Genomic DNA, 26,674 nt, shown 5'->3' with positions numbered 1-26,674 from the left:
GGTCACGATGCGGGGAGCCCGGCAGGAGGTCTTCGGGGGAGGTCACTCGGGCACGCTCGCGAACAACTCGTTCTCCTTGTTCTCGGTGACGACCTGCGCCGCTTCGAGCCGCCCCCGCTCGGCGGGGAACGTCATCACCAGCCCCATCGCGAGGTCGCGCAGGCCGCGCCCGATGACGCCGTCCATCGTGGCCGCCGAGGTGCCGCACGCCTTGAACGCGCCCAGCGCGACCTGGAAGCACGCCTCGGACACGTCGCCCTTGGCGATCCGCCACTGGCGGTAGACGTCGGGCTTGGGCAGCAGCGGCGGCTCGGAGGTCTCCAGTTCCAGCTGGCGGCGGATCCACAGGTAGGCCGTCTCCAGCCGCTCCGTCATGTCCCCGATGATCACCTGGTGCATCGGGGAGGAGGCGATCGGACGGCCGGTGTCGGCGAACGTCCGGCGGGTGAGCCGCTCGACGGCGAAGTCGTACACGTTCTGCGCCGCGCCCACGTAGCAGGACGCGATGGCGAGCTGGTTGCCGACGAAGCTGCCCCGGCTCATCCGCAGCATCCGCACGAACGCGCCGGGCACGGTGAGCGCCTCGTCCGCCGGGACGAACACGTCGGTGAGCTCCACCCCGTGGTTGTTGGACGCGCGCATCCCGAGCCCGTTCCACGGCGCGCGCGAGACGACGCCGGGCGCCTCGCGCGGCACCAGGAACAGCGCGAGCCCGTCGGCGTCCGCGGTGCCCTCCAGCCGGGCCGTCACCAGGTAGGTGTCGGCGACGCCGGTGGCGCAGCCGAACGACTTCACGCCGTTGAGGCGCCAGCCGCCCTCGGCCGGGGACGCGGTCGTGGCGATCGCGATGTTGGCGGAGGAGCTCTTGACCTCCTCGCTGGCGAAGTTGGCCATCCACGTCCCGGCGGCCATCCGGCCCAGCAGCTTCTCGGCGAACGCCCGCACGGGCTTCACCTCGTCGTCCCCGCTGAACAGCCCGGCCTCCACCGCCTCCAGCGGCAGCAGGCCCCGGGACGCGCTGGTGTTGTGGAAGAAGAACGACAGCGCGGTGGACGGGCACGCGGTGCCCATCGCGTAGGTGGCGGCGGCCAGGTCGCGCAGCCCGCCGCCCAGGCCCCCGTGCTCGACCGGCACGACCAGGCCGAGCAGTCCCGCGTCGCGGAGCAGCCCCACGTGCCCGGACGGGAAGTCGCCCGCGGCGTCGGCGGCCGCGGCGGCCTCGCGCAGCCGGGGCAGGACCGCCTCGACCCGCTCGGCCCGCTCGCGTTCGGCGGCGGACAGGTTCTCCACGAGCCGTTCGCCGGTCGGTCTCGTCGGCTGGGTCATCGCTGTGGTCCCCTTTCAGGAGGTCAGGACGCGGTCCGGTAGGTGCGGCCCGGGAGGGCCGAACCCCAGATCGCTTCCAGGTCCGTTGCGGCGGCCACGAGGGCGCCCCGGTCGGCCGGGGTGGCGACGCCGAGCCGGGACGCCAGGAACAGCACGTCCTCCGCGCACAGCCCCCCGTCGATGCCGCCGAGCGTCACGTCGAAGTGCCGCACGCCGCTCTTCAGCGCGGTCAGCACGTTCGCCATGCCGAGCCCGTACGCCTCGCGCAGCCGCACCCGGACGGGCACCGGCCGGGCCCGCGCCACCACGTCCTGAAGCAGGTTGCGCAGCAGCAGCGGCGAGGCGGCCCCGGGGCCCTCGTCGACGGCGATCTCGGCGCATCCGGCGGCGACCAGCCGGTCCACGGCGGCGAGCACCTCGCGCGTCCGCGCGGGCGCGAAGCCGTCGCTCACCCGTCCGACCACGGCGAGGTCCCGGTCCCGCGCCGCCGCGATCAGGCGGGGCGCGCCCGGCCCGTCCACGATCTCGGCCGTGACCGCGGCGCCGCGCGGTATCTCCGCCAGGGCCGCCGCGTCCTCCACGAGCGTCGACCAGGACGGGAGGGGGCCGTCGCAGGGCGCCTCGCCGAGCGCGGCGACGAGCGGCGCGGGCGTCCGCAGCCGCACGCCGCCGCGCTCACGGAGTCCAGCAGCCCGCGGACCCCGGCGCGCGTCGCGCGGGCGGGCGCGGTGCCGGACGCGCGGAGCCTGCGGTGCAGCGCGGCGGCGAGCCCGGTGTCGGCGATCGTCATCTCGTCCGGCAGCGGGTCGCCAGCTGGCCCCAGGCGCGCGAGTGGAACAGCAGCGGCGAGGTGCGGCGCGAGGTCTCGGCGGTCAGCACCTCGCCCACGAAGATGGTGTGGTCGCCGCCCGGGTACGCGTGCGCGACCCGGCAGTCCAGCCAGGCGAGCGCCTCCCGCAGGACGGGCGCGCCGGTGGGCGCGTCCGCCCAGGAGGCGCCCGCGAACCGGTCGCCGGGTTCGCGGCCGGCGAACCGGTGCCCGATGTGCGCCTGGTCCTTGCCGAGGAGCTGACGGCGAAGACGCCGCTGCGCTCGATCAGCGCGTGCGTGTGGATGTCCTTGGCCAGGCAGACCATGACCAGCGGCGGATCGAGGCTGACGCTGCCGAACGAGCCGGCGGTCATGCCGTGCCGGCCGCCCTCGGCGGTGGTCGTGACCACCGCGACACCGGTCGGCCACTGCGCCAGCACCGTGCGGAAGGTCTGTGCGTCGACCGTCACGGCATCGCTGCCCTTCGTTTCGCTTCAGGAAACACTGTACCGCTCACGGTAACGAGATGGCGGAGCGGGTGTCAACGCCCTGGGGGTTCCGAGCGTTTCCGTACGGGAAACGGCATGACCTAGACTGGGTCCGACCCCGTTCCGTCGGAAGGATTCGCAGTGGCGCGTGCCGCTTCCTCGTCGAGCGTTCCAGCGTCCTCCGCAGAGGAGGGCGAGGGGCAGAGCCGGTCGATCGCGGCCGTCGAGCGCGCGATGGACGTCCTGCTGCTGTTCGGGCGCAGCGGCCGGGCCGATCTCGGGGTGACCGAGATCGCCTCCGAGCTGGGGCTGACCAAGGCCGCCGTGCACCGCATCCTGACCGCGCTGCGCAGCCGCGACCTGATCACGGTCGACCCGGTGACCCGCCGGTACGCCCTCGGGCACGGCGCGGTCGCGCTCGGCCGCGCCTACCTCGCCCGGATGGACCTGCGCGCGCTGGCCGCCCCCGAGCTGCGCCGCCTCGCCGGGGAGGTGGGGGAGACCGCCACGCTGTCGATCCGCCGGGGCGACACCCGGTTGTACGTCGACCAGGTCGTCCCCCAGCACGAGCTCCGGGTGGAGGTCAGCCTCGGCATCCCCTACCCGCTGCACGCGGGCAGCTCGTCCAAGGTGATCCTGGCGTTCCTCGACGACGCCGAGGTCGGCGCGCTGATCGGACGGCACGGGCTGGACGCCCTCACCGGCCGGACGATCGTCGACGAGGAGCGCCTGCGCAAGGAGCTGGCGGGCATCCGCAAGCGCGGCCACGCGTCGTCCCTGGGCGAACGCCAGGAGGGGACCGCCTCGGTCGCCGCGCCGATCTTCGACCACGACGGCCGGGTGATCGCGGCGCTGAGCGTCGCCGGGCCGCTGAGCCGGTTCAAGGCGCGGATGGGCGAGTGCACGCCGCCGCTGGTGGAGTCGGCGGCCCGCATCTCCGGGGAGCTCGGCCACCGCGGCTGACGCCCGCGCGCCGGCATCAGGTCACAGATCGGCGCCGGGCTTGAGCACGCCGAGGGCGGCGGCGGCCAGGACCGAGGCCCAGATGCCGAACACGTACGGCAGGCAGCCGTCCACCGCCCGCCGCAGCGTGCGCTCGGTCGCCGCGGTGGCGCCGCCGCCCATCAGGGCGGCGAAGGCGGGCCCGAACGGGCGCAGGGTGAGCCGGATGCCGAGCCCGCAGGCGATGGCCGCGGTGTAGAGGGCGACCTTGCCGCCGAGCCAGCGCGGATCGGTGGTGACGCCGAACGGGCGGTCGGCGAGCAGCGTGTAGGCCGCCGTCGCGGCGAGCGCGGCGATCAGCCCGACGCGGACCGTCCAGTCGGCGCGGCGCACCCAGGGGAAACGGCCGTGCGTCCGGTGGTCGGCGATCGTGGCGGCGAGCCAGGCCGCGGCGAACAGCCACACGAGCAGGACCCGCCACCAGCCGAACGCGGGCGCGCCGAACAGTTCGGCGCCGTGCGGCTCCAGCGCCATCAGCGTCACCCCGCTCGGCAGGAACAGCACCAGGCAGATCTTCGGGCCGAGATCGAGCCCGCTCATCACGTTGAGCGCCGTCGCGCGCGCGGCCGGGGCGAGGTCGGGCCGGAGCACGTACCGGCTGGAGTAGAACACCCCGAGGTCGCCGCCGAGCCAGAAGACGAAGAGGACCAGGTGCAGCAGGATCCACCAGCCGTGCGCGTGCGCTCCCACGACCGTCCTCCTCAGCTTAGGAAACGCTGTTTCGTTCTTCGAAACGGTAACACGGCTATCGGCCGCCCGCCGGGCGCGGGTCCCGGTCCGCCAGCTCGGCGAAGACCACCAGCCGGTAGGCGGCGGAGAACTTCGGATGGCAGGTCGTGAGCGTGAGCATCGCCTTCCGGGGCGCGGCGCCGGGCTTGCCCGGCACGGGCGCGACCACGTCGGTCCGGCTCGGCCGGACGACGATGTGCTTCGTCACCGTGTAGACATAGGTCGTCGTCGCGGTGTCGACGAGGATCTCGTCGCCGCGCTCCAGTTCGCCGTTGCGCTCGAACGGCCCGCCGTAGGTGGTGCGGTGACCGGCGATCGCCATGTTGCCGACCTTCCCGGGCCCGGCCGACCCCGGATAGTGGCCCGGTCCCTTGCGCAGGTCCGCGACGCCCACGCCCTCGACCACCGTGTACCGGTACGACGGGCCGAACGCGGGGACGCGGATCCGCGCCGAACGCGCCGCCCGCGACGGGTTCGGCGGCCCCGGCGGGCCCGGACGCCGCGACGGGCTCGGCGTCCGCGCCGTCGCCGCCGCGCGTCCGAGAGTTCGCGGGCCCGCGTCGCGGTCCACCGCCGCTCCAGCTCGTCCTGCAGGTCGCTCTGCTGCCGGTGGGTGTACCCGCCGGTTCCCCACGACAGGTAGGCGACGAACATGGCGAGCAGGACGCCGGCCGTCATCGACAGCTCCGCCAGGGTCCGCAGCACGGTGCGCATGGCCTCGAACCGTAACCCGTCGAGGGGGAAACGGCGATTCCCATCGTGAAACGATTCTGCCGTCAGTCGCGCCCGCCCCCTTGACAGCACGGGCACCGACTGGTTTCGCTATGTCCACCTTGCGAAACTCTGTTTCCATAGCGGAAACGGAGTAGGAGGGATGGCGACACACGATGAGAAGCGCGCGTTCGGCCCTGCGCGGAGCGGCGGTCGTCACCGCCGCGAGCGCGGCCACGGTCTCGCCCCTCGCGGCGGGGACCGCGCAGGCGGCGACCGGCCAGGTCTCCTACCGATGCCAGATCTTCAGCACCCAGTTCGAGTACGACGCGACCGTGACGGTCACCGCGCCCGCCTCCGCCGGGGTCGGCGACCGGGTCGCGGTCGAGGCCGACTTCTCCGCCCTGCCGGGCGTCGCGCCGCTTCCGGTCGAGTCCTGGAAGACGTCCGGCGCGCTCACCCTCTCGGGCGCGCAGACGGGCTCGGTGCCGATCGAGGCCCCCGAACGGAGCGGGCCGATCCCGCCCTACGGCGAGGTGCCGATCGGCACCGTGTCCGGCGAGGCCGCGCTCACCGCCGCGGGCGAGGTGAAGATCGCGCCCGGCGAGCTGACGATCGTCGCCGACGCCGGCGCGGAGGCCGCCATCACCTGCACGCCCCAGGGCACGCCCCCGGTCCTCGCCACGATCGACGTCGGCGAGCGCGGCCCCGCCGCGTCGGTCAGCCCGCCCAGCGTCGTCCAGGGCGGGGACATCGCCCTCACCGGCACCGGCTGGCGGCCCGGCCCGGTCGAGGTGGCGCTGTGCGACGAGACGGGCGCCGCCTGCGAACCGGACGACCTGACCGGCGCGACCGCGTCCGCCGACGCGTCCGGCGCGCTGACCGGCTCCGCGACCGTCGCCGGGGACGCCGCCGTCGGCGCCCGCAGCATCGTGCTCGCCCAGGGAACGGTGCGCGCCCGCGTGCCGCTCACGGTCACCGGCACGACGCCCCCGCCCACCGGCGAGTGCGACACCGAACCCGCCGACACGTGCGGCGAGCAGAAGATCAACCTGACCGTGCACGGCGGACCGCTCACCATGTCCCGGGAGCCCGGCGAGGTGGACCTCGCGCCCGTCACGCTGAACGGCTCGCGGCAGACGACGACGGGCTCGCTCAAGCGCGTCGAGGTCATCGACGCGCGCGGCGGCACCACCGGATGGTCGCTCACCGGCACCCTCACCGACTTCGGTTCCGCCGCCGGGACGAAGATCCCGGCCGGGAACCTCACCTGGACGCCGTCCTGCACCGCCGAGCCCGGATCCGCGCCGTCGTGCCCGGCAGCGCGGGCCCGCTCGACACCACCACGGCCGCCACGCTATGCAGCGCGCCCGACGGCTCCGGGCAGACCACCGGCGGCACCTTCACCGCCGGGGCCGGCCTGAGCCTCACCGTCCCCCCGACGACGGGCGCGGGCCGCTACACCGCCGTCCTCACGCTCGCGCTGTCCTGACCCCGGCCGTCCGGCCGCCCCGAGGTGATCGATGAGTCTCCGACGTCGGACCGCCGCCGTCGCGGCGGCGGCGGCGCCCGCGCTCGGGGGAGGAGACCGCCGCGCTGGCCGCGGCCCAAGCCGGGCCACGGGCCCGGCGGCGGGCACGGCGGGTTCGCCCGCCCGGCCGCCGCCGTCCGGCCCCGGTTCCGCTGGTGGTGGCCGGACGCGCACGTCGACCCGGCCGAGATCCGCCGGGAGATCGACCAGATGGCCGACGCCGGGTTCGGCGGCGCGGAGATCGTCGCGCTGCACCACAGCATCGACGACAAGTCGCTGCTCGACCCGAAGAAGCACGGCTGGGGCACCGACGCGTGGAACGAGGCCGTCGAGGCGGCCCTCGACCAGGCGCGGCGGCGCGGCATCACGGTCGACCTGACGATGGGCCCGGCGTGGCCTGCGGCCGTCCCGTCGATCACGCCGGACGACGAGGCCGCCGTGCAGGAGCTCGCGTACGGCGCGGCGACGGTGCGGGCGGGCGCGACGCACGACGGCGCCGTCCCCGAGCCGGTCGCGGAACCGGCGGACGACGTCACCAAGCGGCACCTGGTCGCGGTGCACGCCGTCCGGCTCGACCCGGCGAACGACACCCGCAAGGAGACCGGCCTCGCGCACGCGTCCTTCCAGGACCTCACCTCGAAGGCCGCGAACGGCCGCCTCACCTGGACGGCGCCGTCGGACGGCGACTGGGTGCTGCTGTCGTACTGGCGGCGCGGCAGCGGGCAGCGGCCCGAGTCCGGCCCGCACACCGACCCGCCGAGCACGGTCGTCGACCACTTCAGCAAGGCCGGGACGCGCGCGGTCACCGCGTTCTGGGAGGCCAAGCTCCTCACCCCACGCCTGCGCAAGCTGATCAGGCAGGCCGGGTGGACGCTGTTCGAGGACTCCATCGAGCTGGAGACCGACGCCCTCAACTGGACGCCGGGCCTGCCCGAGGAGTTCCGCAAGCGGCGCGGCTACGACCTGATGCCGTACCTCCCGGTGATCGTGCGGCACGACGAGGACACGATCTACACCTACGACTCCGCGACGACCTCGCACGTCCGGCACGACTTCTGGCTGACGATCTCCGACCTGTTCGCCGAGAACCACTTCGAGGCGATCGCGAAGTGGGCGCACTCGATCGGGCTGGAGTACCGGGCGCAGCCGTACGGGCTGGAGACCGACTCGATGCGGGCGGCGGCGATCCTGGACGTCCCCGAGGGGGAGTCGCTCGGGTTCAAGAACCTGGACGACTACCGGGCCCTCGCGGGCGGCCGCGACATGGGGGGCCGCGAGGTGCTGTCCTGCGAGGCGGGCGCGTACCAGGGCGGCGCCTACAACACCACGTGGGAGAAGCTGCTGCTCACCATGGGCGGCGCCTACGCGGCCGGGCTGAACCAGACGGTCCTGCACGGCTTCTCCTACGCGACCGCGCCCGGCGCGAAGTGGCCCGGTTTCGCCGGGTTCACCCCGTACGACGGAAACATCGGCTACTCCGAGTCGTGGGGGCCGCGCCAGCCGACCTGGCGGCACGTCCCGGACGTCGCCGCCTACATGGCACGGATCCACCACACGATGCGCACCGGCACGAGCCGCATCGACGTGGCCGTCTTCCGGCAGAAGGGCTACACCAAGACCGGCATCGGCGCGGGCTGGTTCACCAAGTTCGGCATCCCGCTCGGCTGGACGCACCAGTTCGTCAGCGCGCCGCTGCTGGACCTGCGCTCGGCGACCGTGCGCGGCGGCCGCCTCGCCCCGGACGGCCCCGCCTACAAGGTGCTGTTCGTGGAGGGCGACCGGTTCGCCGGCAAGGAGTGCACCCTCCCGCTGGACACCGCGCGCACGATGCTGAAGCTGACGAAGGCCGGGCTGCCGCTGGTGTTCCTCGGCGACTGGTCGGCGGCGACCGTCCCCGGCCTGGAGCGCGACGGCGAGAACGCGAAGCTGCGGGCCGTCCTGAAGGACGTGTTCGCGCAGCCGCGCGTCCGCGTCGTGGCCGCCGAGGAGGACGTCCCGGGCGCGCTGGCCGACCTCGGCCTGACCCCGGCGGTGTCGTACGCGGAGAGCTCCACGCTCCTCGTCGCGCACCGCGAGGACCGCCACGCCGACTACTTCTACCTGGTCAACGGCAAGCACGCCGACCGCGTGAAGCCCCCGGTCGAGTTCATCGACCACGAGGTCTCCTTCACCCGCTCGGAACGCAAGGCCGTCCCGTACCGGCTGGATCTGTGGACGGGCGAGCAGGAGCGCGTCGCCGTCTACGCCGAGGACGGCGACAGGATCACCCTGCGGGTCGCGCTGCAGCCCGGCGAGGCGACCGTGATCATGCTGGGCCGCGGCGGCAACGCGCCGCACGCGACGGCGTCGGACGCCGAACTGCGCGTCGAGCGCAACCGGCTGATCGCCCGCGCCACCGCCGCCGGGACCTACGCGACGACCCTGCCGGACGGACGGACGGTCAAGACCGACATCCGCCGCGTCCCGGAGGCGATCGACCTCGCCTCCTGGCGGCTCACGGTCGAGGACATGACGCCGGACGCGTCGAGCGGCACGACCTGCGGCTCGACGCCCTCAAGCCGTGGCCGCAGATCCCCGAGCTGGCGGACGTGTCGGGCATCGGCACCTACACGACCACCGTCGAGTGGGACGGCGGCCGGGACGGCGGCGACGGCGCGGTCCTCGACCTCGGCGAGGTGTTCGACACCTGCCGCGTCACGGTCAACGGGCGGCGGCTGCCCGCCGTCAGCGTGCTCGTCCCGAAGGTCGACGTCGGCCCGTACCTGCGGCGCGGCCGCAACACGATCGAGGTCGAGGTCGCGACGACGCTGAACAACCGGCTGCGCGTCTCCGACCCCGACGTCTACGGGCCCGCGTCCCGGCAGGACTACGGCCTGATCGGCCCGGTCCGTCTCGTCCCCTACGCCGAGGAGGCCGTCCGCACCCGCTGATCGCGCACCCGCCGATCACGCACCCGCCGACCGGAAACACATGTGCGGGAGGGCGTTGCCCCGCCCTCCCGCACGCCGAATCCCTCATCCCCGTCCTGTTCAAGACCGGAATAGCGAGGAATCCATGCACTCCAGCGTATCCAGGCGCCGCCGCGGGGCGGCCGCCGTCGCCCTCGGCCTGTCCGCCCTGGTGGCGGCCCAGGGGACGGCCTTGGCCGCCCCCGGAAACGGCAACGGGAACGGCCCCGGGAACGGTAACGGCAACGGGCACGGCGCCCGCCCGTGGGAGAAGTACATCCTGTCGCCGTCGGCGTCCCGGACGGTCCGCCCGGTGTCGGTCTTCCGCACGACCGGCGCCGTGCACGACGCCGAGGCGGTCCTGCAGGGCCGGCGGACGACGCTCAGCGGCGAGGGTTCGTCGATCACGCTCGACTTCGGCAAGGAGGTCGGCGGGTTCACGAGCCTGCACTTCGCCGGTTCGGACGGCGCCCAGAAGGTCGGGCTCGCGTTCGCCGAGTCGTCCAAGTACGTCGACACGACGAGCGACGCGTCCACCGGCGGCCCCCGCTCCCGCGACGGCGCCCTCACCGTCGACGTGGACGGCCGCACGTCCTACACCACGCCGGACCAGTACCTGCGGGGCGGCTTCCGCTACCTGACGATCTTCCTGCAGTCGGCGGGGACGGTCGAGCTCGACAAGGTGTCCCTGCAGTTCACCGCGGCCCCGGAGATGAAGGACCCGTCGGACTACGCGAACTACTTCTACTCGTCCGACGACCTGCTCAACCGCATCTGGTACGCCGGTGCGTACACCGTCCAGCTCAACACGATCTCGCCGAAGCGCGGCCGGGTCTGGGAGCCGCCGTCGGAGCTGTGGGACAACAGCGCGACGGTCGGCGTCGGCGACACGATCCTCGTGGACGGCGCCAAGCGCGACCGGACGGTCTGGCCGGGCGACCTCGGCATCGAGGTCCCCGCGGCGTACGCGGCGTTCGACGACACCGAGTCGGCCGAGAACGCCCTCACGACCGTCTACCGGCACCAGCGCGACACCGGTGAGCTGCCGTACGCGGGCCCACAGCTCGACAAGTACGGCTCGGACACCTACCACCTGTGGACTCTCGCGGCGACGTGGGACCACTACCTGCACACCGGCGACCGGCGCTGGCTGTCGACGGTCTGGGGCGACTACAAGGAGGCCGTCGACTTCATCTCGGCCAAGATCCAGGACAAGGGCCTCGTCTACATCACCGGCACGAGCGACTCGGTCCGGATCCTGTCCAAGGGCGAGAACCTCATCGCGAACGCGCTGATGTGGCGCGTCCTGGACACCGGCTCGCAGATGGCCGAGGCGCAGGGCGACCGGAGCCTCGCCCGCTCCTACGCCGAGCGCGCGGAAGCGATCCGCGAGGCGATCGACACGCACCTGTGGGACGAGGAGGCGGGCGCCTACCGCTTCTACCCCGACTCCGACATCCATCCGCAGGCGGGCAACTCCGTCGCCGTCTGGTACGGGCTCGCGGGCGACGCCAAGGCGAAGCGCATCAGCGAGTACCTGAAGACGAACTGGACGTCGATCTCCTCCACCGCGCCTGAGAACAAGGGCAACCCGGGCGTCTTCTCCGGGTCGATGGAGGTCAACGCCCACTTCAACGCCGGGAACCCCGCCGCCGACCAGGCGGGCGTCGACATCATCCGGCGCCAGTGGGGCTACATGCTGAACCACCCCGAGGGCACCAAGAGCACCTTCTGGGAGTCGTTCCGCAACCTTGAGGACGGCTGCGTGCACTGCAGCTCGTACGTGTCCCTCGCGCACGCGTGGGCGACCGGCCCGACCCCGGCGCTCACCTTCAACGTCCTCGGGCTGAAGCCGACCGGCGTCGGCGGCCGCTCGTTCGACTTCGTCCCGCACACCGCCGACCTGTCGTTCGCGCGGGGCAGCATCACGACGACGGCCGGGGAGGTCGAGGCGTCCTGGAACGTGACCAAGCACGGCACGTTCACCGCCCGCCTGGACGCGCCGCGCGGTGCGACCGGACGCGTCGGTGTGCCGACGTTCGGCGAACGCATCGAGGTCCGCGTCGACGGCCGCGTCGTGTGGGACGGCCGGAAGGCCCGCACCCGCGGCGTCTCGTCCGACGGGACGTACGTGTACGTCGAGGGCCTGCGCGGCGACCACCGCATCCGGAGCAAGCGGGCATGACGCCCGGTCCGTTCACCCGCCGTGCCTTCATCGGCACGGCGGGTGCCACCGCCACCGCACTCGCCCTCCCGGCCGCGCCGGCGCACGCCGACGGCGGCGCGGGCCCGGGCACCCGGCACGCACCCGAGGGGGAAGGCCCTCACCCCCTTCCCCCTGTCCGCCGTGTCCCTCCTCGACGGCCCGTTCCGCGCGAACATGGCGCGGACGTGCGCGTACCTGAAGTTCGTCGACGCCGACCGGCTGCTGCACACGTTCCGGACGAACGCGGGGCTGCCGTCGTCCGCCGAACCGTGCGGCGGGTGGGAGGCGCCGGACGTCCTGCTGCGCGGGCACTCGACCGGCCACCTGCTGTCGGGCCTCGCGCAGGCGCACGCGAACACCGGCGACGGCGCGTTCGCCGCCAAGGGCCGGTACATCGTCGCGGAACTCGCGAAATGCCAGGAAGCGGCCGCGTCGGCCGGGTCCACCGCCGGTTACCTGTCGGCGTTCCCCGAGTCGGTGTTCGCGGACCTGGAGTCCGGCGGCCACCCGTGGGCGCCCTACTACACGATCCACAAGATCATGGCGGGCCTGCTCGACCAGTACACACTCAGCGGCAACGAGCAGGCCCTCTCCGTCGTCACCGGCATGGCGGCGTGGGCGGAGGCGCGCAACGGGGCGCTGCCGTACGAGCGGATGCAGCAGATCCTGCGGGTGGAGTTCGGCGGCATGAACGAGGTGCTGACCGCCCTCCACGAGGTCACCGGCGACCCCGCCCACCTGCGGACGGCCCGGCGCTTCGACCACGAGGAGATCTACGGCCCGCTCGCCGAGCGCCGCGACGCCCTCGACGGGTACCACGCCAACACCCAGATCCCGAAGATCGTCGGCGCGATGCGCGAGTACGCCGCGACCGGCGACGCCCGCTATCGCGACATCGCGACGTTCTTCTGGGACACGGTCGTCCACCACCACTCGTACGTGATCGGCGGCAACAGCAACAACGAGCTGTTCTGCCCGCCGGACCAGATCGCCACCCGGCTCGGCTCGGACACCTGCGAGAACTGCAACAGCTACAACATGCTGAAGCTGTCGCGGCTGCTGTTCCTGGACGACCCCGGCGAGTCCGCGTACATGGACTACTACGAGTGGACGCTGCTGAACCAGATGCTCGGCCAGCAGGACCCCGACTCCGAGCACGGGTTCGTCACGTACTACACGGGCCTGTTCCCCGGTTCGCAGCGTCAGCCCAAGGGCGGCCTGGGGTCGGCACCAGGCAGCTACAGCAGCGACTACGACAACTTCTCCTGCGACCACGGCACCGCCATGGAGACGCACACGAAGTTCGCCGACAGCATCTACTTCCACACGAAGGACGAGCTGTACGTCAACCTGTTCATCCCGTCGGAACTGACGTGGAAGGAACAGGGCATCGGCCTCAAGCAGGAGACCGGCTACCCCTACACCGACCGGACGCGCCTCACCGTCACGAGCGGCTCGTCCCGCTTCACCCTCAAGCTCCGGATCCCCGGCTGGCTGGGCGCGCGCGGGCACCACCCGCGCGTCCGGGTGAACGGGCGGGCCGTGCCGGTCCGGGTCCGTCCCGGTTCGTACGCCGAGATCGAACGGCACTGGCGCCGCGGCGACGTCGTCGAACTGTCGACGCCGATGGCGCCGGTGTGGCGCAAGGCCCCCGACAACCCGAACGTCGCGGCCGTCACCGTCGGCCCGGTCGTCCTGGCCGGACGGTACGGCGACCGGGCGCTCAACACCTTCCCGGCGATCGACCCGCGCTCGCTGCGCGCCGACCGCCGCCGCCCGCTGCACTACCGTGCGGAGGCGGACGGCGCCGCGGTCGAGCTGAAGCCGTTCGGCGACGTCCAGCACGAGCGGTACAACGTCTACTGGCTGACGCCCGCGCACCACCGCGGCGAGCGGCTGCTGGCGCACTTCCCGCTCGGCGGCCGCAGCCTCGCCGACGCCACCGGCCGCTGGCCGGACGCGGCGCTCGCCGCCGGGGCGGCGTGGGCGGACGACGGCGGCTCGGTCGTCCTCGACGGCGAAGGCGGGCACGTCCTGCTCCCGCCCGGCCTGCTCGGCGGGCTGGACGCGCTGACGGTCGTGCTGCGCGTCCGGCTGGACTCGCTCGTCAACAACGTGCGGGTCTTCGACCTCGGCTTCAACCGGGAGACGTACTTCGCGCTCACCGCCCGCAACGGTTCCGGCAAGTCGCGGTTCCAGATGCGGGTGACCGGCATGGAGGGCGAGGACGTCGCCGACGCCCCCGCCCTGCCCACCGGCGCCTGGACGCACGTCGCGGTCACGGCCGGGAACGGCTCGGCCGTCCTGTACATCGACGGCGCCGAGGCGGCCCGCAACGACGACCTGATCATGAGCCCGCTCGCGATCGGCGCCACGACCGGCAACTTTCTCGGCGACCAGCAGGACACGCGCCGCCCCCACATGCACGGCGCCGTGTCCGGTTTCCGCCTCTACGACCACGTCCTGACGGCATCGCAGATCTCGGCGCTGGCCGAGTCGAAGTAGGAGCCCCCTTGCCTCACAAGAAGAGACTGCGCGGCCTCGCCGCCGCCGCGATCACCGTCACGCTTCCGCTGGCGCTCGTCGCCACGCCCGCCGAGGCCGCGGGCGGCGCCCGTCCCACCGGCCTGGAGGCGTTCCACCTCAACGAGGCCCTCGGCATCGACGACACCACCCCGCCGCTCGCCTGGCAGCTGCGCGGCGGCCGGAACGTCGTCCAGTCCGCCTACCAGATCCAGGCCGCGACCAGCGAGAAGGCGCTGCGCCGCGGGCGTCCCGACCTGTGGGACTCCGGCCGCGTGGAGTCGGCGTTCCCGCAGGCCGACTACGCCGGGAAGAAGATCGGCAGCCGCACCCGGGTGTACTGGCGCGTCCGCGCCTGGACGGGCGGGCGGCCGTCCGGCTGGTCGTCGCCGTCCTGGTTTGAGACCGGCTTGACCTCGCAAACCGACTGGCAGGGCCGCTGGATCACCGAGGACGACTGGCAGATCAAGGACAAGGAGCCCACCCCGATCGTGGTGGAGCTCCCGGACACCACCGCGCAGTACGTCCGGCTGAACGTGACGGAGCTGGGCCTGCCGCTGGAGGAGACCCTCGACGGCGACGCCTACCGGCTGGCGCTCGCCGAACTGGAGGTCCGCGATTCGGACGACCCGGGCACGAACCTCGCGAAGGGCCGGACCGTCACCGTGTCCGACGAGGGCGGGGACGTCAACCGCAAGTGGATGACGCGGTACCTGACCGACGAGACGAACACCACGAACCAGGAGAAGGCGGGCTGGCGCAGCTCCGCGCACGACTCCGCCGACATCTCCGACGAGCCGCTGACGCTCACCGTCGACCTGCGGGAGGCGAAGGGGTTCGACCAGGTCGTCCTGTGGCCGCGCACCGATCGGCCGGCCGAGGGCGGCAAGGTCCCGCACACGCCGGTCGACTTCTCCGTCGCCACGTCCGACGCCGCCGACGGCCCGTTCACCACCCGCAAGGAGGTCGAAGGCCAGGAGGCGCCGGAGGCGATCATTCCGGAGGCCATGCCGATCTTCGCGAAGGACTTCAGCCTGCCGCGCGGCGTCCGCGACGCCCGGCTCTACATCGCGGGCCTCGGCGTCTACGAGGCCAGCCTGAACGGGCGCCGCATCGGCGACGCCGAGCTGGAACCGGCGAACACCGACTTCGCCGCGCGCGTCCAGTACGCCACCTACGACGTGACGAAGATGCTGCGCTCCGGCGGCAACACCATCGGCGTCGAGCTCGGCAACGGCATCTCCAACGTGATCTCCACGCCCGACCGGTACCGCAAGTTCGCCAACACCGTCAGCGACCCGAAGATGATCGCCCAGCTTGAGGTGACCCTCCGGGACGGGTCGGTGCGGCGGATCGTCAGCGACGGGAGCTGGAAGACCGTCCGGGGCCCGGTCACGTTCTCGAACTGGTACGGCGGCGAGGACCACGACGCCCGCCTCGAACGTCCCGGCTGGGACCGCCCCGGCGCGTCCCGCGAGGGCTGGGAGGACGCCGTCCAGGTGGCGGCGCCCGGCCCGCTCGCCGGGCGGATGTCCGAGCCGGTCCGCGTCATCGACGAACTGGCGGGCCGCGAGGTCGGCTCCGGCGACGGCTACAAGGTGTTCGACGTCGGCCGCAACATCGCCGGCCGCCCCGAGATCACGATCGACGCGCCCGCCGGGACGTCCGTGCGGATCCTGCCCGCCGAGGGGCTGAAGGACGGCCGCGTCAACCAGTCGATGAGCAACGTCGGCGCGCCGATCTGGGACGAGTACACCACCCGCTCGTCCCGTCCGGAGACCTGGCACCCGCGGTTCGTCTACCACGGCTTCCGCTACCTGGAGGTGCAGGGGCTACCCGAGGGCGCGACGATCCGCGTCAAGGGCCAGGTGCTGCACGCCGACAACGACTCCAGCGGCTCGTTCCGCTCGTCCAACGGGCTGATCAACGACATCCACGGGCTGATCCGCCGCGCGGTCGAGGGCAACATGATGTCGGTCTTCACCGACTGCCCGAGCCGCGAGAAGCTCGGCTGGCTGGAGCAGAACCACCTCGTCGGCCCGACCCTCGCCGCGAACTACGACGTGCACGCCCATCTCCGCAAGGTCGTCCAGGACATGGCGGACGCCCAGACCGAGACGGGCCTCATCCCCTCGACCGTCCCGGACTACACGGTCATGGCGGGCTCCTACCGCGACGACTCGAACTGGGGCGGCGCGTTCGTCCACGTCCCGTGGCAGCTGTACCAGGAGTACGGCGACGTCGAGACGATGCGCACGTACTACCCGCAGATGAAGAAGTACGCCGCGCACATCGAGGGCCGCGTCGAGAACGGGCTGACCGACTACACGCTCGGCGACTGGTTCAGCCCCGACCGGACGTTCCCGAAGCTCGCCTCCGGCACGTTCGGCTGGTGGAGCCTCAACAACACCCTCGCCAAGATCGCCGACACGCTCGGCGAGAAGGACGAGGCCGCCGCGTTCCGCGCCAAGGCCGACCTCAGCGCCGAGGCCCTGTCGGACGCGCTGTACGACCCCGAGACGGGGACGTTCGGCGGCGGCGGGCACGGCGCGGAGGCGATCGCGCTCGACATGGGCGCCGTCCCGGACGACCAGCGGCAGCGGCTGCTCGACCACCTGATCTCCTCGATCGAGGAGAAGGGCTGGAACCTCGTCCTCGGCGAGATCTCGCTGCCGTCCGCGCTGCGCGTCCTGCCCGACGACGTCCTGTACAAGATCGCCACGCAGACCGACAGCCCCAGCTACGGCTACCAGGTCGTCAACGGCAACACCGCGCTCGGCGAGACGTGGGACGGCGGCAGCGGCCAGTCGCAGAACCACTTCATGCTCGGCGCGATCGACGCCTGGTTCACCGGCCACCTGGCCGGGATCCGGCAGGCCGAGGGGTCCGCGGGCTACCGCAAGGTGCTGATCGCCCCGTCCGTCGTGGGCGATCTGACGAGCGCGTCCGCGACGCGGGAGACCCCGTACGGCGAGGTCCGCTCGTCGTGGACGCTGGAGCACGGCCGCGTCACCCTCAAGGTGACCGTGCCCGCGGGCAGCACCGCCGAGGTGCGCGTCCCCGGTGCGGACGCGCCCGTGACGGTCGGTTCCGGGAACCACACGTTCCACGGCCGCGCCTGACCGGCCGCCCCCGGGCCGGGACCGGCCCGGGGGCGGTCCCTCACGCCCCGTCGAGCGCGACGGCCTGGGCGATGTAGTCGCGCAGGGCCGTCGCGTCGATGTCGGCGGCCGTCTTGATCTTGACGTGCCGGGTCCGCTTGCCGACGCCCTGCAGCAGGCCGTGGGCGTCCGTGAACTCCGCGCCCCGCTCGAAGGCGAACGTCAGGTGCGTCTTGCTCGGGCTGATCACCGCGAGGATCTTCGTGCCGCGCCAGGCGGGCGACCCGTAGGTGAGGCATTCGGCGGCGTCCGGTGCGGCGTCGGCCATGAGGGCGCGCAGGGCGCCGACGGTCTCGCGGTGCTTCGGGTCGAGCTTGGTGTCGATGTAGACGTCCACGTCCGTGCTGCCCATGGTGCCGGTCCCTTCGGGGGTGCGTTCTCGGGTGACCTCACGATACAATCACGAATATTGATCGTCAAGGTTCGTGACTATATTGGAGGATCCGTGAACGGAGGTCCCGACTTGGGCATGCTGGCCGGGCAGCTGATGCGGGCGCTGCAAGACGAACTGTTCGAGCGGCTCGCCGAACAGGGACACCCCGACGTGCGCCCGCGGCACGGGTCCGTCCTGGCCTTCCTCGGCCGGGACGGCGCGCGCGCGACGGAACTCGCCGCGCGCACCGGCCAGCACAAGCAGATCATCGGCACGATCGTCGACGAGCTCGCCGCGCTCGGCTACGTCCGCCGCGAGCCCGACCCGGGCGACCGCCGCGCCAAGCGCGTCGTCCCCACCGAGCACGGCCTCGACGAGATCACCAAGGCCCGCGCCATCCTCGCCGACATCGAGCACCGCCACCGCGAACGCCTCGGCGCCGACCGCTACGCCGCGTTCAAGGACGCCTTCCAGGACGTCGTCCGCGCCCAGCGCGACCGGCCCGTATCGTGATCACCCGGATTCAGCCGCATTCCACCGGGCACGAACGAAACCGCACGTGCACCGCCAGAGGGGGGACGGAACAGTGACCGTACCGAACATGGACCTCATCGACGGCCGCGCCATGCCGCAGCTCGGCTTCGGGGTCTTCCAGGTACCCGACGACGAGGCCGAACGGGCCGTGACGACCGCGCTGCAGCACGGCTACCGCAGCATCGACACCGCCGCCGTCTACCAGAACGAGCGCGGCACCGGACGCGCCCTGCGCGACGTCCCCCGCGACGAACTGTTCGTCACGACGAAGCTGTGGAACAGCGACCACGGCCGCGACAAGACCCTGCGCGCCTTCGACGCGAGCCTCGAACGCCTCGGACTCGACTACGTCGACCTGTACCTGATCCATTGGCCGATGCCGCAGAACGGGACGTACCTCGAAACCTGGCGCGCCCTGGAGGAACTGCAGCGGGACGGACGCGCCCGCTCGATCGGCGTCTCGAACTTCACCGTCGAGACCCTCCGGCACGTCCTGGCCGAGACGGACGTCGTCCCGGCCATCAACCAGATCGAGCTGCACCCGTACCTGCAGCAGGCGGGCCTGCGCGCGCTGCACGCCGAACACGGCATCCGCACCGAGGCGTGGTCGCCGCTCGGCCAGGGCAAGGGCCTGCTGAACGACCCGGCGCTCGCCGAGATCGGCCGCGCCCACGGCCGCACGCCCGCGCAGGTCGCGCTCCGCTGGAGCCTGCAGCTCGGGAACGTCGTCATCCCGAAGTCGGTGACGCCGTCCCGCATCGCCGAGAACATCGACGTGTTCGGTTTCGAGCTGACCGCCGACGACATGAAGCGGATCGGCGAGCTGGACCAGGGCACCCGCGTCGGCCCCGACCCCGCCACCTTCGCCGCCGGCGCCTGATCACCCGATCGTCAGCCGGGCCCGGTACTCCGCGGCGGGCACCTCGCCCCGCCGCGCCGCGGGGGCCAGGCCCACCAGCGCGACCACGTGCCCGCCCACCGTCGTCTTCGCGGCGAACCGGCGGCTGGTGTGCAGCTCCTGCGTGACGGGCGACGCACCCGCGGCGGTGACCTCCACGGTCACCGTCGCGTCGCCCTCCCACACGCACTGCACCTCGCGCGGGCACCGCCCGTCCTCGCTCACCCCGGTGAACCGCACCGCGAACCCGTCGGCAAGCCGTGCCGAGTCCCCGGGCGCGAGCGCGAACTCCTCGCCGACCCGCACCGTCCGGTCGCCGCCGCCCGGACCGCCCGCCGCCGTGCCGCACCCGCGACGCCAGCGCCGCGAGCGCCAGGCCCGCGATCCTGCCCCCGACCATGACCCTCCTCCGGAACACCCCTCCGACGCGCCCCGCCCCCGTCCGGTTCCGGCCGGGTGCGGCGCCCTCGGAACCTCCCGCGCCCCCGCGGTGTCCAAACCACCGATCGGAGGTGCGGATGAGACGTACGCGCATCGCCGCCGGCGTCCTCCTCGCGTGCATCGCCGGCGCGGCCCTGTGGAACCCGTTCCGCTGGATCGGCATGGACGGCCTGTACTGGCTCTGGACGAGCATGCTGGTGGTCGGCATCGTCGTCCTCGCCATCGCCTCCGCGCGGAAGAACGCGCTCGGGGCGATCGGCTCCTTCCTCCTCGCCCTGATGGCGATCATCGTCGTGCACCTCGCCGTCCTCGCCGCCGTTTTCGACGAACCCGGCGCCCGGGCCACGCGCGTCGTCGACGTGTCCGCCGACGGCCGCTTCCGCCTGGTCGTCCACGACACCTCGAACATCATCGACCCGGTGACCGCCCTGTACATCGAGCGCGGCCGCGGCTTCTTCGCCAAGCGCACCTTCCTCGGGTGCGACAACCTCGACACCGGAGGCGGCGCGACCATCGAACCCGCCCGCTTCGCGGGCCCGGACACGGTCGTCGTCGGGAACGGACGCCGGACGCTGACCTTCGACCCGCACGACGTCCGCGCGATCGACACGCTCCCCGCCGACACCTGCGGCCCCCGCCTCTACACCGGCTGACCGTCCGCCCCACCCGCCCGCGACCACGGAAAGTGCTCGATCGTAACGTTCCGTGTATGGGGGATGAGCGTTCGAGCTGGGTGGGCCCCGGCGGACTGCAGGTATCGGCCGTCCGGCTGTCGGGTCCGCACCGCATGTGGGCGGAGTTCAGGGGAGTGCGGGGCGACACGGCCCTCCTGGTGACCAGGGGCGGAGCCCTGCTGGGCCGCGGCTACTACGCGACGGTCGCCGAACTGTCGGCAGACGTAGACCTGTCGGAACTCCACCTGCGCTGACCGGTCGGCCTACGCTCGCAGAGCTCGCTACGGCCGCCCGGGGGAGGGCCGCCCCGGCGCGAGCCGTCCAGCCATCATTAAGGCCCGCGCCACCGCCAAAGGCGCCCACCCACGCGCGGAGCCGTCCGGTCGTCATTCGCGCCCGCGCCGCTGCGTCCCGGGTGTGCGGGGGAGTGCTGTCGTCATCCGGGGCCGCGCCGCCACCGGAGGCGTCCCGCCCGCGCGCGGAGCCGTCCGGTCATCGTTCGCGCCCGGCGCCGCCGTCCGGCCCGGGTGCGGGGTGTGCGGTCGTCATTCGGGGCGCGCCGCCGCCGGGGGCGTCTGTCCCGCGCGCGCGGATGCGTGGGAGGTGCTCGATGGGCTCCGCGCCCTCTGACCGCGTCCGTCGCGGCGCGGGCCTGCGGTCGTTGTTCGTGCCCGCGTCGCCGTCTGTCCCGGGTTTGTGGGGGTGCACGGTCGTCATTCGGGCCGCCGCTGCCGCCGGAGGCCGTCCGTCCCGGCGTGGGGGGCGTGCGGTTGTTCTGTACGGGGGTTGGGGGTTGTGGTGGTACGGCCGCCTGGGGGAAGCGCTCGTTCCGGGTTTGTGGGGGTGTTCGGTCGTTCGGTTTGGTGGGGGCGGGGGGCGGTGCGGTTGCGGGGAATGGGGTGTGTCGTGTAAACGTTTACAAGACGAGCTTGAAAACGATTACACGGATGATCGCGGGGGAGGCGGGATGGCCGGCGTCAAGGACGTCGCGCGCCGTGCGGGCGTGTCGGTCGCGACCGTCTCGCGGGTGCTGAACGAGAGCGCCCGGGTGACGCCGGAGACGCGCGCGCGGGTGCTGGCGGCGGTCGCGGAGCTGGGGTACCGGCCGAACGCGGTTGCGCGCTCGCTGCGCACCGACACCACGCGGACGATCGGGCTGGTCATCGGCGACATCCTCAACCCGTTCTTCACCGAGCTGGCGCGCGCGGTCGAGGACGAGGCGCGCGGCGCCGGGTACTCGGTGGTGATCGGCAACGCCGACGAGCGGCCCGAGCGGCAGGACCACTACGTCCGGACCCTGCTCGAACAGCGGGTGGACGGGCTGCTGCTGTGCCCGACGGCGGAGGTCACGCCGCTCGTCCGCGACGTCGTCGGCGACGGCGGCCCGCTGGTGTTCCTCGACCGGACGCTCCCGGGCCTGGACGTCCCCACGGTGCGGGCCGACGGGACGGCCGCGATCGGGGAGCTGGTCGCGCACCTGGCGGGCCTCGGCCGCCGCCGGATCGCGTTCGTGTCCGGCCCGGCGCTGCTGTCGACCGGCCGGGAGCGCACGGAGGCGTTCACCGCCGCGCTGCGCGCGCACGGCCTGCCCGTCCGCCCCGAGTACGTGCAGGCGGGCGACTTCCAGGCGGCCAGCGGACGGGCGGGCGCCGCGCGGCTGCTCGACCTGCCCGAACCCCCCGAGGCGATCTTCGCGGGGGACAACCTGATGGCCCTCGGCGCGCTGGACGAGATCCGCGCGCGGGGCCTCGCGATCCCGGGGGACGTCGCGCTGGCGTCCTACGACGACGTCCCCTGGTTCACCCATCTCGACCCGCCGATCACCGCGATCGGCCAGCCGGTGCAGGCGCTCGGCCGCCGCGCGGTGCGCGCGCTGCTGGACCGCATCGACGGCCGTCCGGTGGAGCCGGTGGTGCTGGACGCGCGGCTGGTGGTGCGCCGTTCGTGCGGCGAGCCGGCCGAACAGGGTTCCGACGAGACCGAAGGGAGGCGCCCGCTGTGACCGAGGAAATCCTGCGCGTCCGGGGCCTGCGCAAGTCGTTCCCGGGCGTGGTGGCGCTGGACGGCGTGGACTTCGCGCTGCGCCCCGGCGAGGTGCACGTGCTGCTCGGCGAGAACGGCGCCGGGAAGAGCACGCTGATCAAGGCGCTGTCCGGCGCGCACCGTCCCGACGAGGGGACGATCGAGGTGGACGGCCGCGAGGTGCGGATCCGGTCGGCGCAGGACGCCGAGGCGCTCGGCATCGCGACGATCTACCAGGAGTTCAACCTCGTCCCCGAGCTGACGGTCGCGGAGAACCTGTTCCTCGGACGGCCGCCGCGCCGGTTCGGCCTCGTCGACCGGCGCGCGATGAACGCGGCCGCCGCGACCTGCTGGCGCGGGTGGGCGTCGCGGCCGAGCCGTCCGACCGGATGGCGGGGCTCGGCATCGCCCGCAGCCAGATGGTGGAGATCGCGAAGGCGCTCGGCCTGGACGCCCGCGTCCTGATCATGGACGAGCCGACGGCCGTCCTGACGACGGGCGAGGTCGACCGGCTGTTCGAGATCGTGGCGCGGCTCCGGGAGGAGGGCGTGGCGATCATCTTCATCACGCACCATCTGGAGGAGATCCCGCGGATCGGCGACCGGGTGACGGTGCTGCGGGACGGCCGTTCGGTCGCCGAGGTGCCCGCCGACACACCCGAGGAGGAGCTGGTCCGGCTGATGGTCGGCCGCTCCATCGACGCGCAGTACCCGCGCGAGCGCACCGAGCCGGGCCCGGCCCTGCTGGAGGTGCGCGGCCTGGGCCGCGAGGGCGTCTTCCGGGACGTCTCGTTCGAGGTCCGCGCGGGCGAGGTCGTCGGCCTGGCGGGGCTGGTCGGCGCGGGCCGCACCGAGGTGGCCCGCGCGGTGTTCGGCGCGGACCGTCCGGACGCGGCGAGGTGCGGGTGGACGGGCGCGCGCTGCCGCCCGGGGACGTGCAGGCCGCGATGAAGGCCGGGCTCGGGCTCGTCCCCGAGGACCGCAAGGGGCAGGGCCTCGTGCTGGGCGCGGACGTGCAGGAGAACCTCGGCCTGGTCACGCTGGGCCGCGCGACCCGCGGCGGCGTCGTGGACCGGGCCGGGCAGCGGCGCGGCGCGGGCGAGATCGCGGGCCGGCTGAACGTGCGGATGAGCGGTCTCGCGCAGGAGGTCCGCACGCTGTCGGGCGGCAACCAGCAGAAGGTCGTGATCGGCAAGTGGCTGCTCGCCGACGCGAAGGTGCTGATCCTGGACGAGCCGACGCGCGGCATCGACGTCGGCGCGAAGGTCGAGATCTACCGGCTGGTCAACGACCTCACCGCGTCCGGGCACGCGGTGCTGATGATCTCCAGCGACCTGCCCGAGGTGCTGGGGATGAGCGACCGGATCCTCGTGATGGCACGGGGCGGGATCGCCGGCGAGCTGCCGGCCGGCGAGGCGACACAGGACGCGGTGATGGCGCTGGCCGTGTCCGGCCACGACGACGTGGAGGAATGAGAGATGTCCACTGAAACCCTGCGCAAGCGGCCGGAGGGAGGCCCGGCCCGCGACGGCGGCGCGCTGCGCAAGACCGCGCGGCTGCTGGGCGAGAACGGTGCGCTGGCCGGCCTGGTGATCCTGGTGCTGGCCCTCGCCGTCGCCTCCGACGACTTCCTGACGGTGACGAACCTGCTGAACGTGGGCGTGCAGGCCGCGGTCGTCGCGATCCTGGCGTTCGGTTCCACGTTCGTGATCGTCACCGCCGGGATCGACCTGTCGGTCGGGTCGGTGGCCGCGCTGTCGGCGGTCGTCCTGGCCTGGACGGCGACGGAACAGGGCATGCCGTGGCCGGTCGCGCTGCTGTTCGCGATCGTGGCCGGTATCGCGGCCGGGCTCGTCAACGGCCTGCTGATCACCTACGGGAAGCTGCCGCCGTTCATCGCGACGCTCGCGATGCTCGGCATCGCCCGGGGCCTGGCGCTGGTCATCTCCGACGGCAGCCCGATCGCGTTCCCCGGCGCGGTGACCCACCTCGGCGACACGATCGGCGAGTACCTGCCCGTCCCCGTCCTCGTCATGATCGTGATGGGGCTGCTGACGGCGCTGATCCTCGCCCGCACCTACAGCGGCCGCGCGATGTACGCGATCGGCGGCAACGAGGAGGCGGCGCGGCTGTCGGGCATCCGCGTCGACCGGCAGAAGCTCGTCACCTACGCCCTGTCGGGCGCGTTCGCGGCCGTCGCGGGCATCGTGCTGGCGTCCCGGCTGGCGTCCGCGCAGCCGCAGGCGGCCGAGGGGTACGAGCTGGACGCGATCGCGGCCGTCGTCATCGGCGGCGCGAGCCTGTCGGGCGGCAAGGGGCGGGCGTTCGGCACCCTCGTCGGCGCCCTCATCCTCGCGGTGCTGCGCAACGGCCTGAACCTGCTGTCGGTGTCGGCGTTCTGGCAGCAGGTCGTCATCGGCGTGGTGATCGCGCTCGCCGTCCTGCTGGACACGGTCCGGCGGCGGGGAGTGAAGTTCGGTCCCCGGACGTTCTGGGCGGGCGGCGGCGCGGCCGTCGCGGTGATCGTCGCGCTGTCGGCCGGGCTGGCGCTGACCGGCGGCAACGGCGGCGGGGCCGCCGGGGGCGGCACCAAGGTCGGCCTGTCGGTCTCCACCCTGAACAACCCGTTCTTCGTGCAGTTCCGCGACGGCGCGCAGGCCGAGGCGGAGCGGCGCGGCGTGGACCTGACCGTCTCGGACGCGCAGAACGACGCGTCCCAGCAGGTCAACCAGGTGCAGAACTACGTCAGCCAGGGCATGGAGGCGATCATCGTCAACCCGGTGGACTCCGACGCCGCCGCGCCCGCCGTGCAGGCCGCGAACCGCGCGGACATCCCGGTGATCGCCGCCGACCGGACGGTCAACGGCGCGGACGTCGCGCAGCTCGTCGCGTCCGACAACGTCGAGGGCGGCCGCCTCGCGGCCGACGAGATGGCGGAGCTGCTCGGCGACGAGGGCAAGATCGTGATCTTGCAGGGCCAGCCCGGCGCGTCGGCCTCCCGCGAACGCGGGCAGGGTTTCGCCGAGGGCATCGCCGAGCACCCCGGCATCGAGGTCGTCGCCAAGCAGCCCGCGGACTTCGACCGCACCAAGGGCCTGAACGTCATGACGAACCTGCTGCAGTCGCACCCGGACATCGACGGCGTGTTCGCCGAGAACGACGAGATGGCGCTCGGCGCGGTCAAGGCGCTCGGCGACCGCGCGGGCGACGACGTCAAGGTCGTCGGGTTCGACGGGACCCCGGCCGGGATCGAGGCGGTGCAGGGCGGCACGATGAACGCGTCCGTCGCGCAGCAGCCCGCGCTGCTGGGCAAGATGGCCGTGGACAGCGCGCTCAAGGCGGCGGGCGGCGAGGACCTCCCGGCCGACGCGCCGGTGCCGGTCAAGATCGCCACCCGCGAGAACGCCTCGCAGTTCGTCACCGACTGAGCCCCCGGAGGGACACCGTGATGTGGGAAGTCGTCGTCGTCGGCTCGGTCAACGCCGACCTGGTGGTCGGGGTGGACCGGCGGCCCGCGCCCGGGGAGACCGTCCTCGGTTCCGACCTGGTCGTCCACCCGGGCGGCAAGGGCGCCAACCAGGCGGTCGCCGCCGCCCGGCTCGGCGGCCGCACCGGGATCGTCGGCCGGGTCGGCGACGACGGCCACGGCCGCCTGCTGCGCGACGCGCTCGCCGCCGACGGCGTCGACCTCGCCCACCTGGCGACGACGCCCGGCCCGAACGGCGTCGCGCTGATCACCGTCGGACCGGACGGCGACAACAGCATCATCGTGTCGCCCGGGGCCAACGCGCGGCTCACCCCCGCCGACGTCGCCGCCGCCGCGACATGATCGCGGCGCGGCCGTCGTGTCCTTCCAGCTGGAGGTGCCGCTCCCGGCGGTGCAGGCCGCGGCCCGCACCGCCGCCGCGGCGGGCGGCCGGGTGGTGCTGAACCTGTCGCGCCCGCGCCCGTCCCCAGCCGACCTGCTCGCGCTGTGCGACCCGCTCGTCGTCAACGAGCACGAGGCCGCGTACCTGCTCGGCGGCGGCGAGCGGCGACCGCCGCGACGGCAGCGGCGCTCCTGGAGCGCGGCCCCCGGTCGGTCGTCGTCACCCTCGGCCCCGACGGGGTGCTGGTCGCCGACGGGTCCGGCACGGCGCACGTCCCGTCGCCGAAGGTCGAGGCCGTGGACACCACGGGGGCGGGCGACGCGTTCACCGCCGCGCTCTGCCTGCGCCTGGCGCGCGGCGACGCGCTGCGCGACGCGGCCGCCGCCGCCGCCCGCGCGGCGCCGCCGCCGTCCGCCAAGCCCGGCGCGC

The 26,674-nt window shown here is 73.3% G+C and carries 21 protein-coding genes and 2 pseudogenes; 16 read left to right on the top strand and 7 right to left on the bottom strand.

Annotated features, from left to right (window positions below):
* Positions 1–42 precede the first annotated feature (42 nt).
* From BJF79_RS02850 to BJF79_RS02840, 3 genes and pseudogenes are all read right to left on the bottom strand, one after another.
* Positions 43–1,326 (bottom strand): acyl-CoA dehydrogenase family protein, encoded by a 1,284-nt coding sequence (locus tag BJF79_RS02850; protein WP_075894855.1) that lies wholly within the window; start codon positions 1,324–1,326, stop codon positions 43–45.
* A 23-nt stretch (positions 1,327–1,349) separates the two neighbouring features.
* Positions 1,350–1,991, bottom strand: a complete 642-nt coding sequence (locus BJF79_RS02845; RefSeq protein WP_075894854.1) for a hypothetical protein — start codon at positions 1,989–1,991, stop codon at positions 1,350–1,352.
* A gap of 121 nt (positions 1,992–2,112) precedes the next feature.
* A pseudogene (locus tag BJF79_RS02840) lies at positions 2,113–2,510 on the bottom strand (flavin reductase family protein).
* Positions 2,511–2,765: 255 nt separating this feature from the next.
* Between BJF79_RS02840 and BJF79_RS02835 the strand changes: the two are divergent.
* The gene (locus BJF79_RS02835; protein WP_075894853.1) at positions 2,766–3,587 is read left to right on the top strand and encodes an IclR family transcriptional regulator; all 822 of its coding nucleotides are present in this window, start codon (positions 2,766–2,768) and stop codon (positions 3,585–3,587) included.
* 21 nt (positions 3,588–3,608) lie between these two features.
* Here BJF79_RS02835 and BJF79_RS02830 read toward each other — a convergent pair whose 3' ends face one another.
* Together BJF79_RS02830 and BJF79_RS02825 are read right to left on the bottom strand one after the other, a co-directional pair.
* Positions 3,609–4,316: a hypothetical protein gene (locus BJF79_RS02830; protein ID WP_075894852.1), complete on the bottom strand. Its 708-nt coding sequence runs from the start codon at positions 4,314–4,316 to the stop codon at positions 3,609–3,611.
* A 55-nt stretch (positions 4,317–4,371) separates the two neighbouring features.
* On the bottom strand, positions 4,372–4,926 hold the full coding sequence (locus tag BJF79_RS02825; RefSeq protein ID WP_075894851.1) for a class E sortase: 555 nt from the start codon (positions 4,924–4,926) through the stop codon (positions 4,372–4,374).
* Positions 4,927–5,242: 316 nt separating this feature from the next.
* Between BJF79_RS02825 and BJF79_RS02820 the strand changes: the two genes are divergently transcribed.
* The 6 genes from BJF79_RS02820 to BJF79_RS02795 all read left to right on the top strand — a co-directional run bounded on the left by BJF79_RS02820 (position 5,243) and on the right by BJF79_RS02795 (position 17,396).
* Positions 5,243–6,490, top strand: a complete 1,248-nt coding sequence (locus tag BJF79_RS02820; protein ID WP_075894850.1) for a hypothetical protein — start codon at positions 5,243–5,245, stop codon at positions 6,488–6,490.
* A gap of 92 nt (positions 6,491–6,582) precedes the next feature.
* The gene (locus BJF79_RS02815) at positions 6,583–9,408 is read left to right on the top strand and encodes a glycosyl hydrolase (RefSeq protein WP_075894849.1); all 2,826 of its coding nucleotides are present in this window, start codon (positions 6,583–6,585) and stop codon (positions 9,406–9,408) included.
* A complete protein-coding gene (locus BJF79_RS58225) occupies positions 9,327–9,527 on the top strand; it encodes a hypothetical protein (RefSeq protein WP_075894848.1) in 201 nt (66 codons plus the stop codon). The genes BJF79_RS02815 and BJF79_RS58225 overlap by 82 nt, the downstream gene beginning before the upstream one ends.
* A 124-nt stretch (positions 9,528–9,651) precedes the next feature.
* Positions 9,652–11,730 (top strand): MGH1-like glycoside hydrolase domain-containing protein, encoded by a 2,079-nt coding sequence (locus tag BJF79_RS02805; protein ID WP_075894847.1) that lies wholly within the window; start codon positions 9,652–9,654, stop codon positions 11,728–11,730.
* A gap of 162 nt (positions 11,731–11,892) precedes the next feature.
* Entirely contained in the window at positions 11,893–14,256 is a 2,364-nt protein-coding gene (locus tag BJF79_RS02800) for a beta-L-arabinofuranosidase domain-containing protein (RefSeq protein WP_262401442.1), read from the top strand.
* A gap of 8 nt (positions 14,257–14,264) precedes the next feature.
* A complete protein-coding gene (locus BJF79_RS02795; RefSeq protein ID WP_075894846.1) occupies positions 14,265–17,396 on the top strand; it encodes a family 78 glycoside hydrolase catalytic domain in 3,132 nt (1,043 codons plus the stop codon).
* A 40-nt stretch (positions 17,397–17,436) separates the two neighbouring features.
* Here the strand turns inward: BJF79_RS02795 and BJF79_RS02790 are convergent, their stop codons facing one another.
* Positions 17,437–17,787 carry a DUF1801 domain-containing protein gene (locus BJF79_RS02790; protein ID WP_075894845.1) on the bottom strand — a complete coding sequence of 117 codons (351 nt, stop codon included), beginning with the start codon at positions 17,785–17,787 and terminating at the stop codon, positions 17,437–17,439.
* A gap of 93 nt (positions 17,788–17,880) precedes the next feature.
* On the opposite strand from BJF79_RS02790, the gene BJF79_RS02785 reads away from it, so the two are divergent.
* Together BJF79_RS02785 and BJF79_RS02780 are read left to right on the top strand one after the other, a co-directional pair.
* Complete coding sequence (locus tag BJF79_RS02785; protein WP_262401441.1) at positions 17,881–18,321, top strand: MarR family winged helix-turn-helix transcriptional regulator; 441 nt, start codon at positions 17,881–17,883, stop codon at positions 18,319–18,321.
* 88 nt (positions 18,322–18,409) lie between these two features.
* Positions 18,410–19,222 (top strand): aldo/keto reductase, encoded by an 813-nt coding sequence (locus BJF79_RS02780; RefSeq protein WP_075894843.1) that lies wholly within the window; start codon positions 18,410–18,412, stop codon positions 19,220–19,222.
* On the opposite strand, the gene BJF79_RS02775 is transcribed toward BJF79_RS02780, so the two are convergent.
* Positions 19,223–19,546, bottom strand: coding sequence for a hypothetical protein (locus tag BJF79_RS02775; RefSeq protein WP_075894842.1), 324 nt, complete (start codon positions 19,544–19,546; stop codon positions 19,223–19,225).
* Between the two features lie 212 nt (positions 19,547–19,758).
* Here BJF79_RS02775 and BJF79_RS02770 point away from each other — a divergent pair, with 212 nt between their 5' ends.
* From BJF79_RS02770 to BJF79_RS58215, 7 genes and pseudogenes are all read left to right on the top strand, one after another.
* Positions 19,759–20,334, top strand: a complete 576-nt coding sequence (locus tag BJF79_RS02770) for a hypothetical protein (protein WP_075894841.1) — start codon at positions 19,759–19,761, stop codon at positions 20,332–20,334.
* A 56-nt stretch (positions 20,335–20,390) separates the two neighbouring features.
* A complete protein-coding gene (locus BJF79_RS02765) occupies positions 20,391–20,609 on the top strand; it encodes a hypothetical protein (RefSeq protein WP_075894840.1) in 219 nt (72 codons plus the stop codon).
* Positions 20,610–21,322: 713 nt separating this feature from the next.
* Positions 21,323–22,357, top strand: a complete 1,035-nt coding sequence (locus tag BJF79_RS02760; RefSeq protein WP_075894839.1) for a LacI family DNA-binding transcriptional regulator — start codon at positions 21,323–21,325, stop codon at positions 22,355–22,357.
* Positions 22,354–23,851: pseudogene (locus BJF79_RS02755) on the top strand (sugar ABC transporter ATP-binding protein). Before BJF79_RS02760 ends, BJF79_RS02755 begins: the two are co-directional and overlap by 4 nt.
* Positions 23,852–23,854: 3 nt before the next feature.
* Positions 23,855–25,804, top strand: coding sequence for a substrate-binding domain-containing protein (locus tag BJF79_RS02750; protein ID WP_075894838.1), 1,950 nt, complete (start codon positions 23,855–23,857; stop codon positions 25,802–25,804).
* Positions 25,805–25,824: 20 nt separating this feature from the next.
* Entirely contained in the window at positions 25,825–26,205 is a 381-nt protein-coding gene (locus tag BJF79_RS58220) for a PfkB family carbohydrate kinase (RefSeq protein WP_075894837.1), read from the top strand.
* 144 nt (positions 26,206–26,349) lie between these two features.
* Positions 26,350–26,674: PfkB family carbohydrate kinase (locus tag BJF79_RS58215; RefSeq protein ID WP_262401440.1), on the top strand; the 325-nt coding region annotated here is incomplete at its 3' end.

This window comes from Actinomadura sp. CNU-125 (assembly GCF_001942465.1).
Lineage (GTDB): Bacteria > Actinomycetota > Actinomycetes > Streptosporangiales > Streptosporangiaceae > Spirillospora.
Note: the sequence above shows the minus strand (reverse complement) of the source record. Positions and strands in the feature narration are given on the sequence as shown.

What these genes read in the sequence shown, in the direction of transcription:
- BJF79_RS02790 (WP_075894845.1), bottom strand. Translation starts at nt 17,787, where the DNA reads ATGGGCAGCACGGACGTGGACGTCTACATCGACACCAAGCTCGACCCG.
- BJF79_RS02805 (WP_075894847.1), top strand. Translation starts at nt 9,652, where the DNA reads ATGCACTCCAGCGTATCCAGGCGCCGCCGCGGGGCGGCCGCCGTCGCC.
- BJF79_RS02820 (WP_075894850.1), top strand. Translation starts at nt 5,243, where the DNA reads ATGAGAAGCGCGCGTTCGGCCCTGCGCGGAGCGGCGGTCGTCACCGCC.
- BJF79_RS02750 (WP_075894838.1), top strand. Translation starts at nt 23,855, where the DNA reads ATGTCCACTGAAACCCTGCGCAAGCGGCCGGAGGGAGGCCCGGCCCGC.
- BJF79_RS02770 (WP_075894841.1), top strand. Translation starts at nt 19,759, where the DNA reads ATGAGACGTACGCGCATCGCCGCCGGCGTCCTCCTCGCGTGCATCGCC.
- BJF79_RS02850 (WP_075894855.1), bottom strand. Translation starts at nt 1,326, where the DNA reads ATGACCCAGCCGACGAGACCGACCGGCGAACGGCTCGTGGAGAACCTG.
- BJF79_RS02765 (WP_075894840.1), top strand. Translation starts at nt 20,391, where the DNA reads ATGGGGGATGAGCGTTCGAGCTGGGTGGGCCCCGGCGGACTGCAGGTA.
- BJF79_RS02760 (WP_075894839.1), top strand. Translation starts at nt 21,323, where the DNA reads ATGGCCGGCGTCAAGGACGTCGCGCGCCGTGCGGGCGTGTCGGTCGCG.
- BJF79_RS02780 (WP_075894843.1), top strand. Translation starts at nt 18,410, where the DNA reads ATGGACCTCATCGACGGCCGCGCCATGCCGCAGCTCGGCTTCGGGGTC.
- BJF79_RS58220 (WP_075894837.1), top strand. Translation starts at nt 25,825, where the DNA reads ATGTGGGAAGTCGTCGTCGTCGGCTCGGTCAACGCCGACCTGGTGGTC.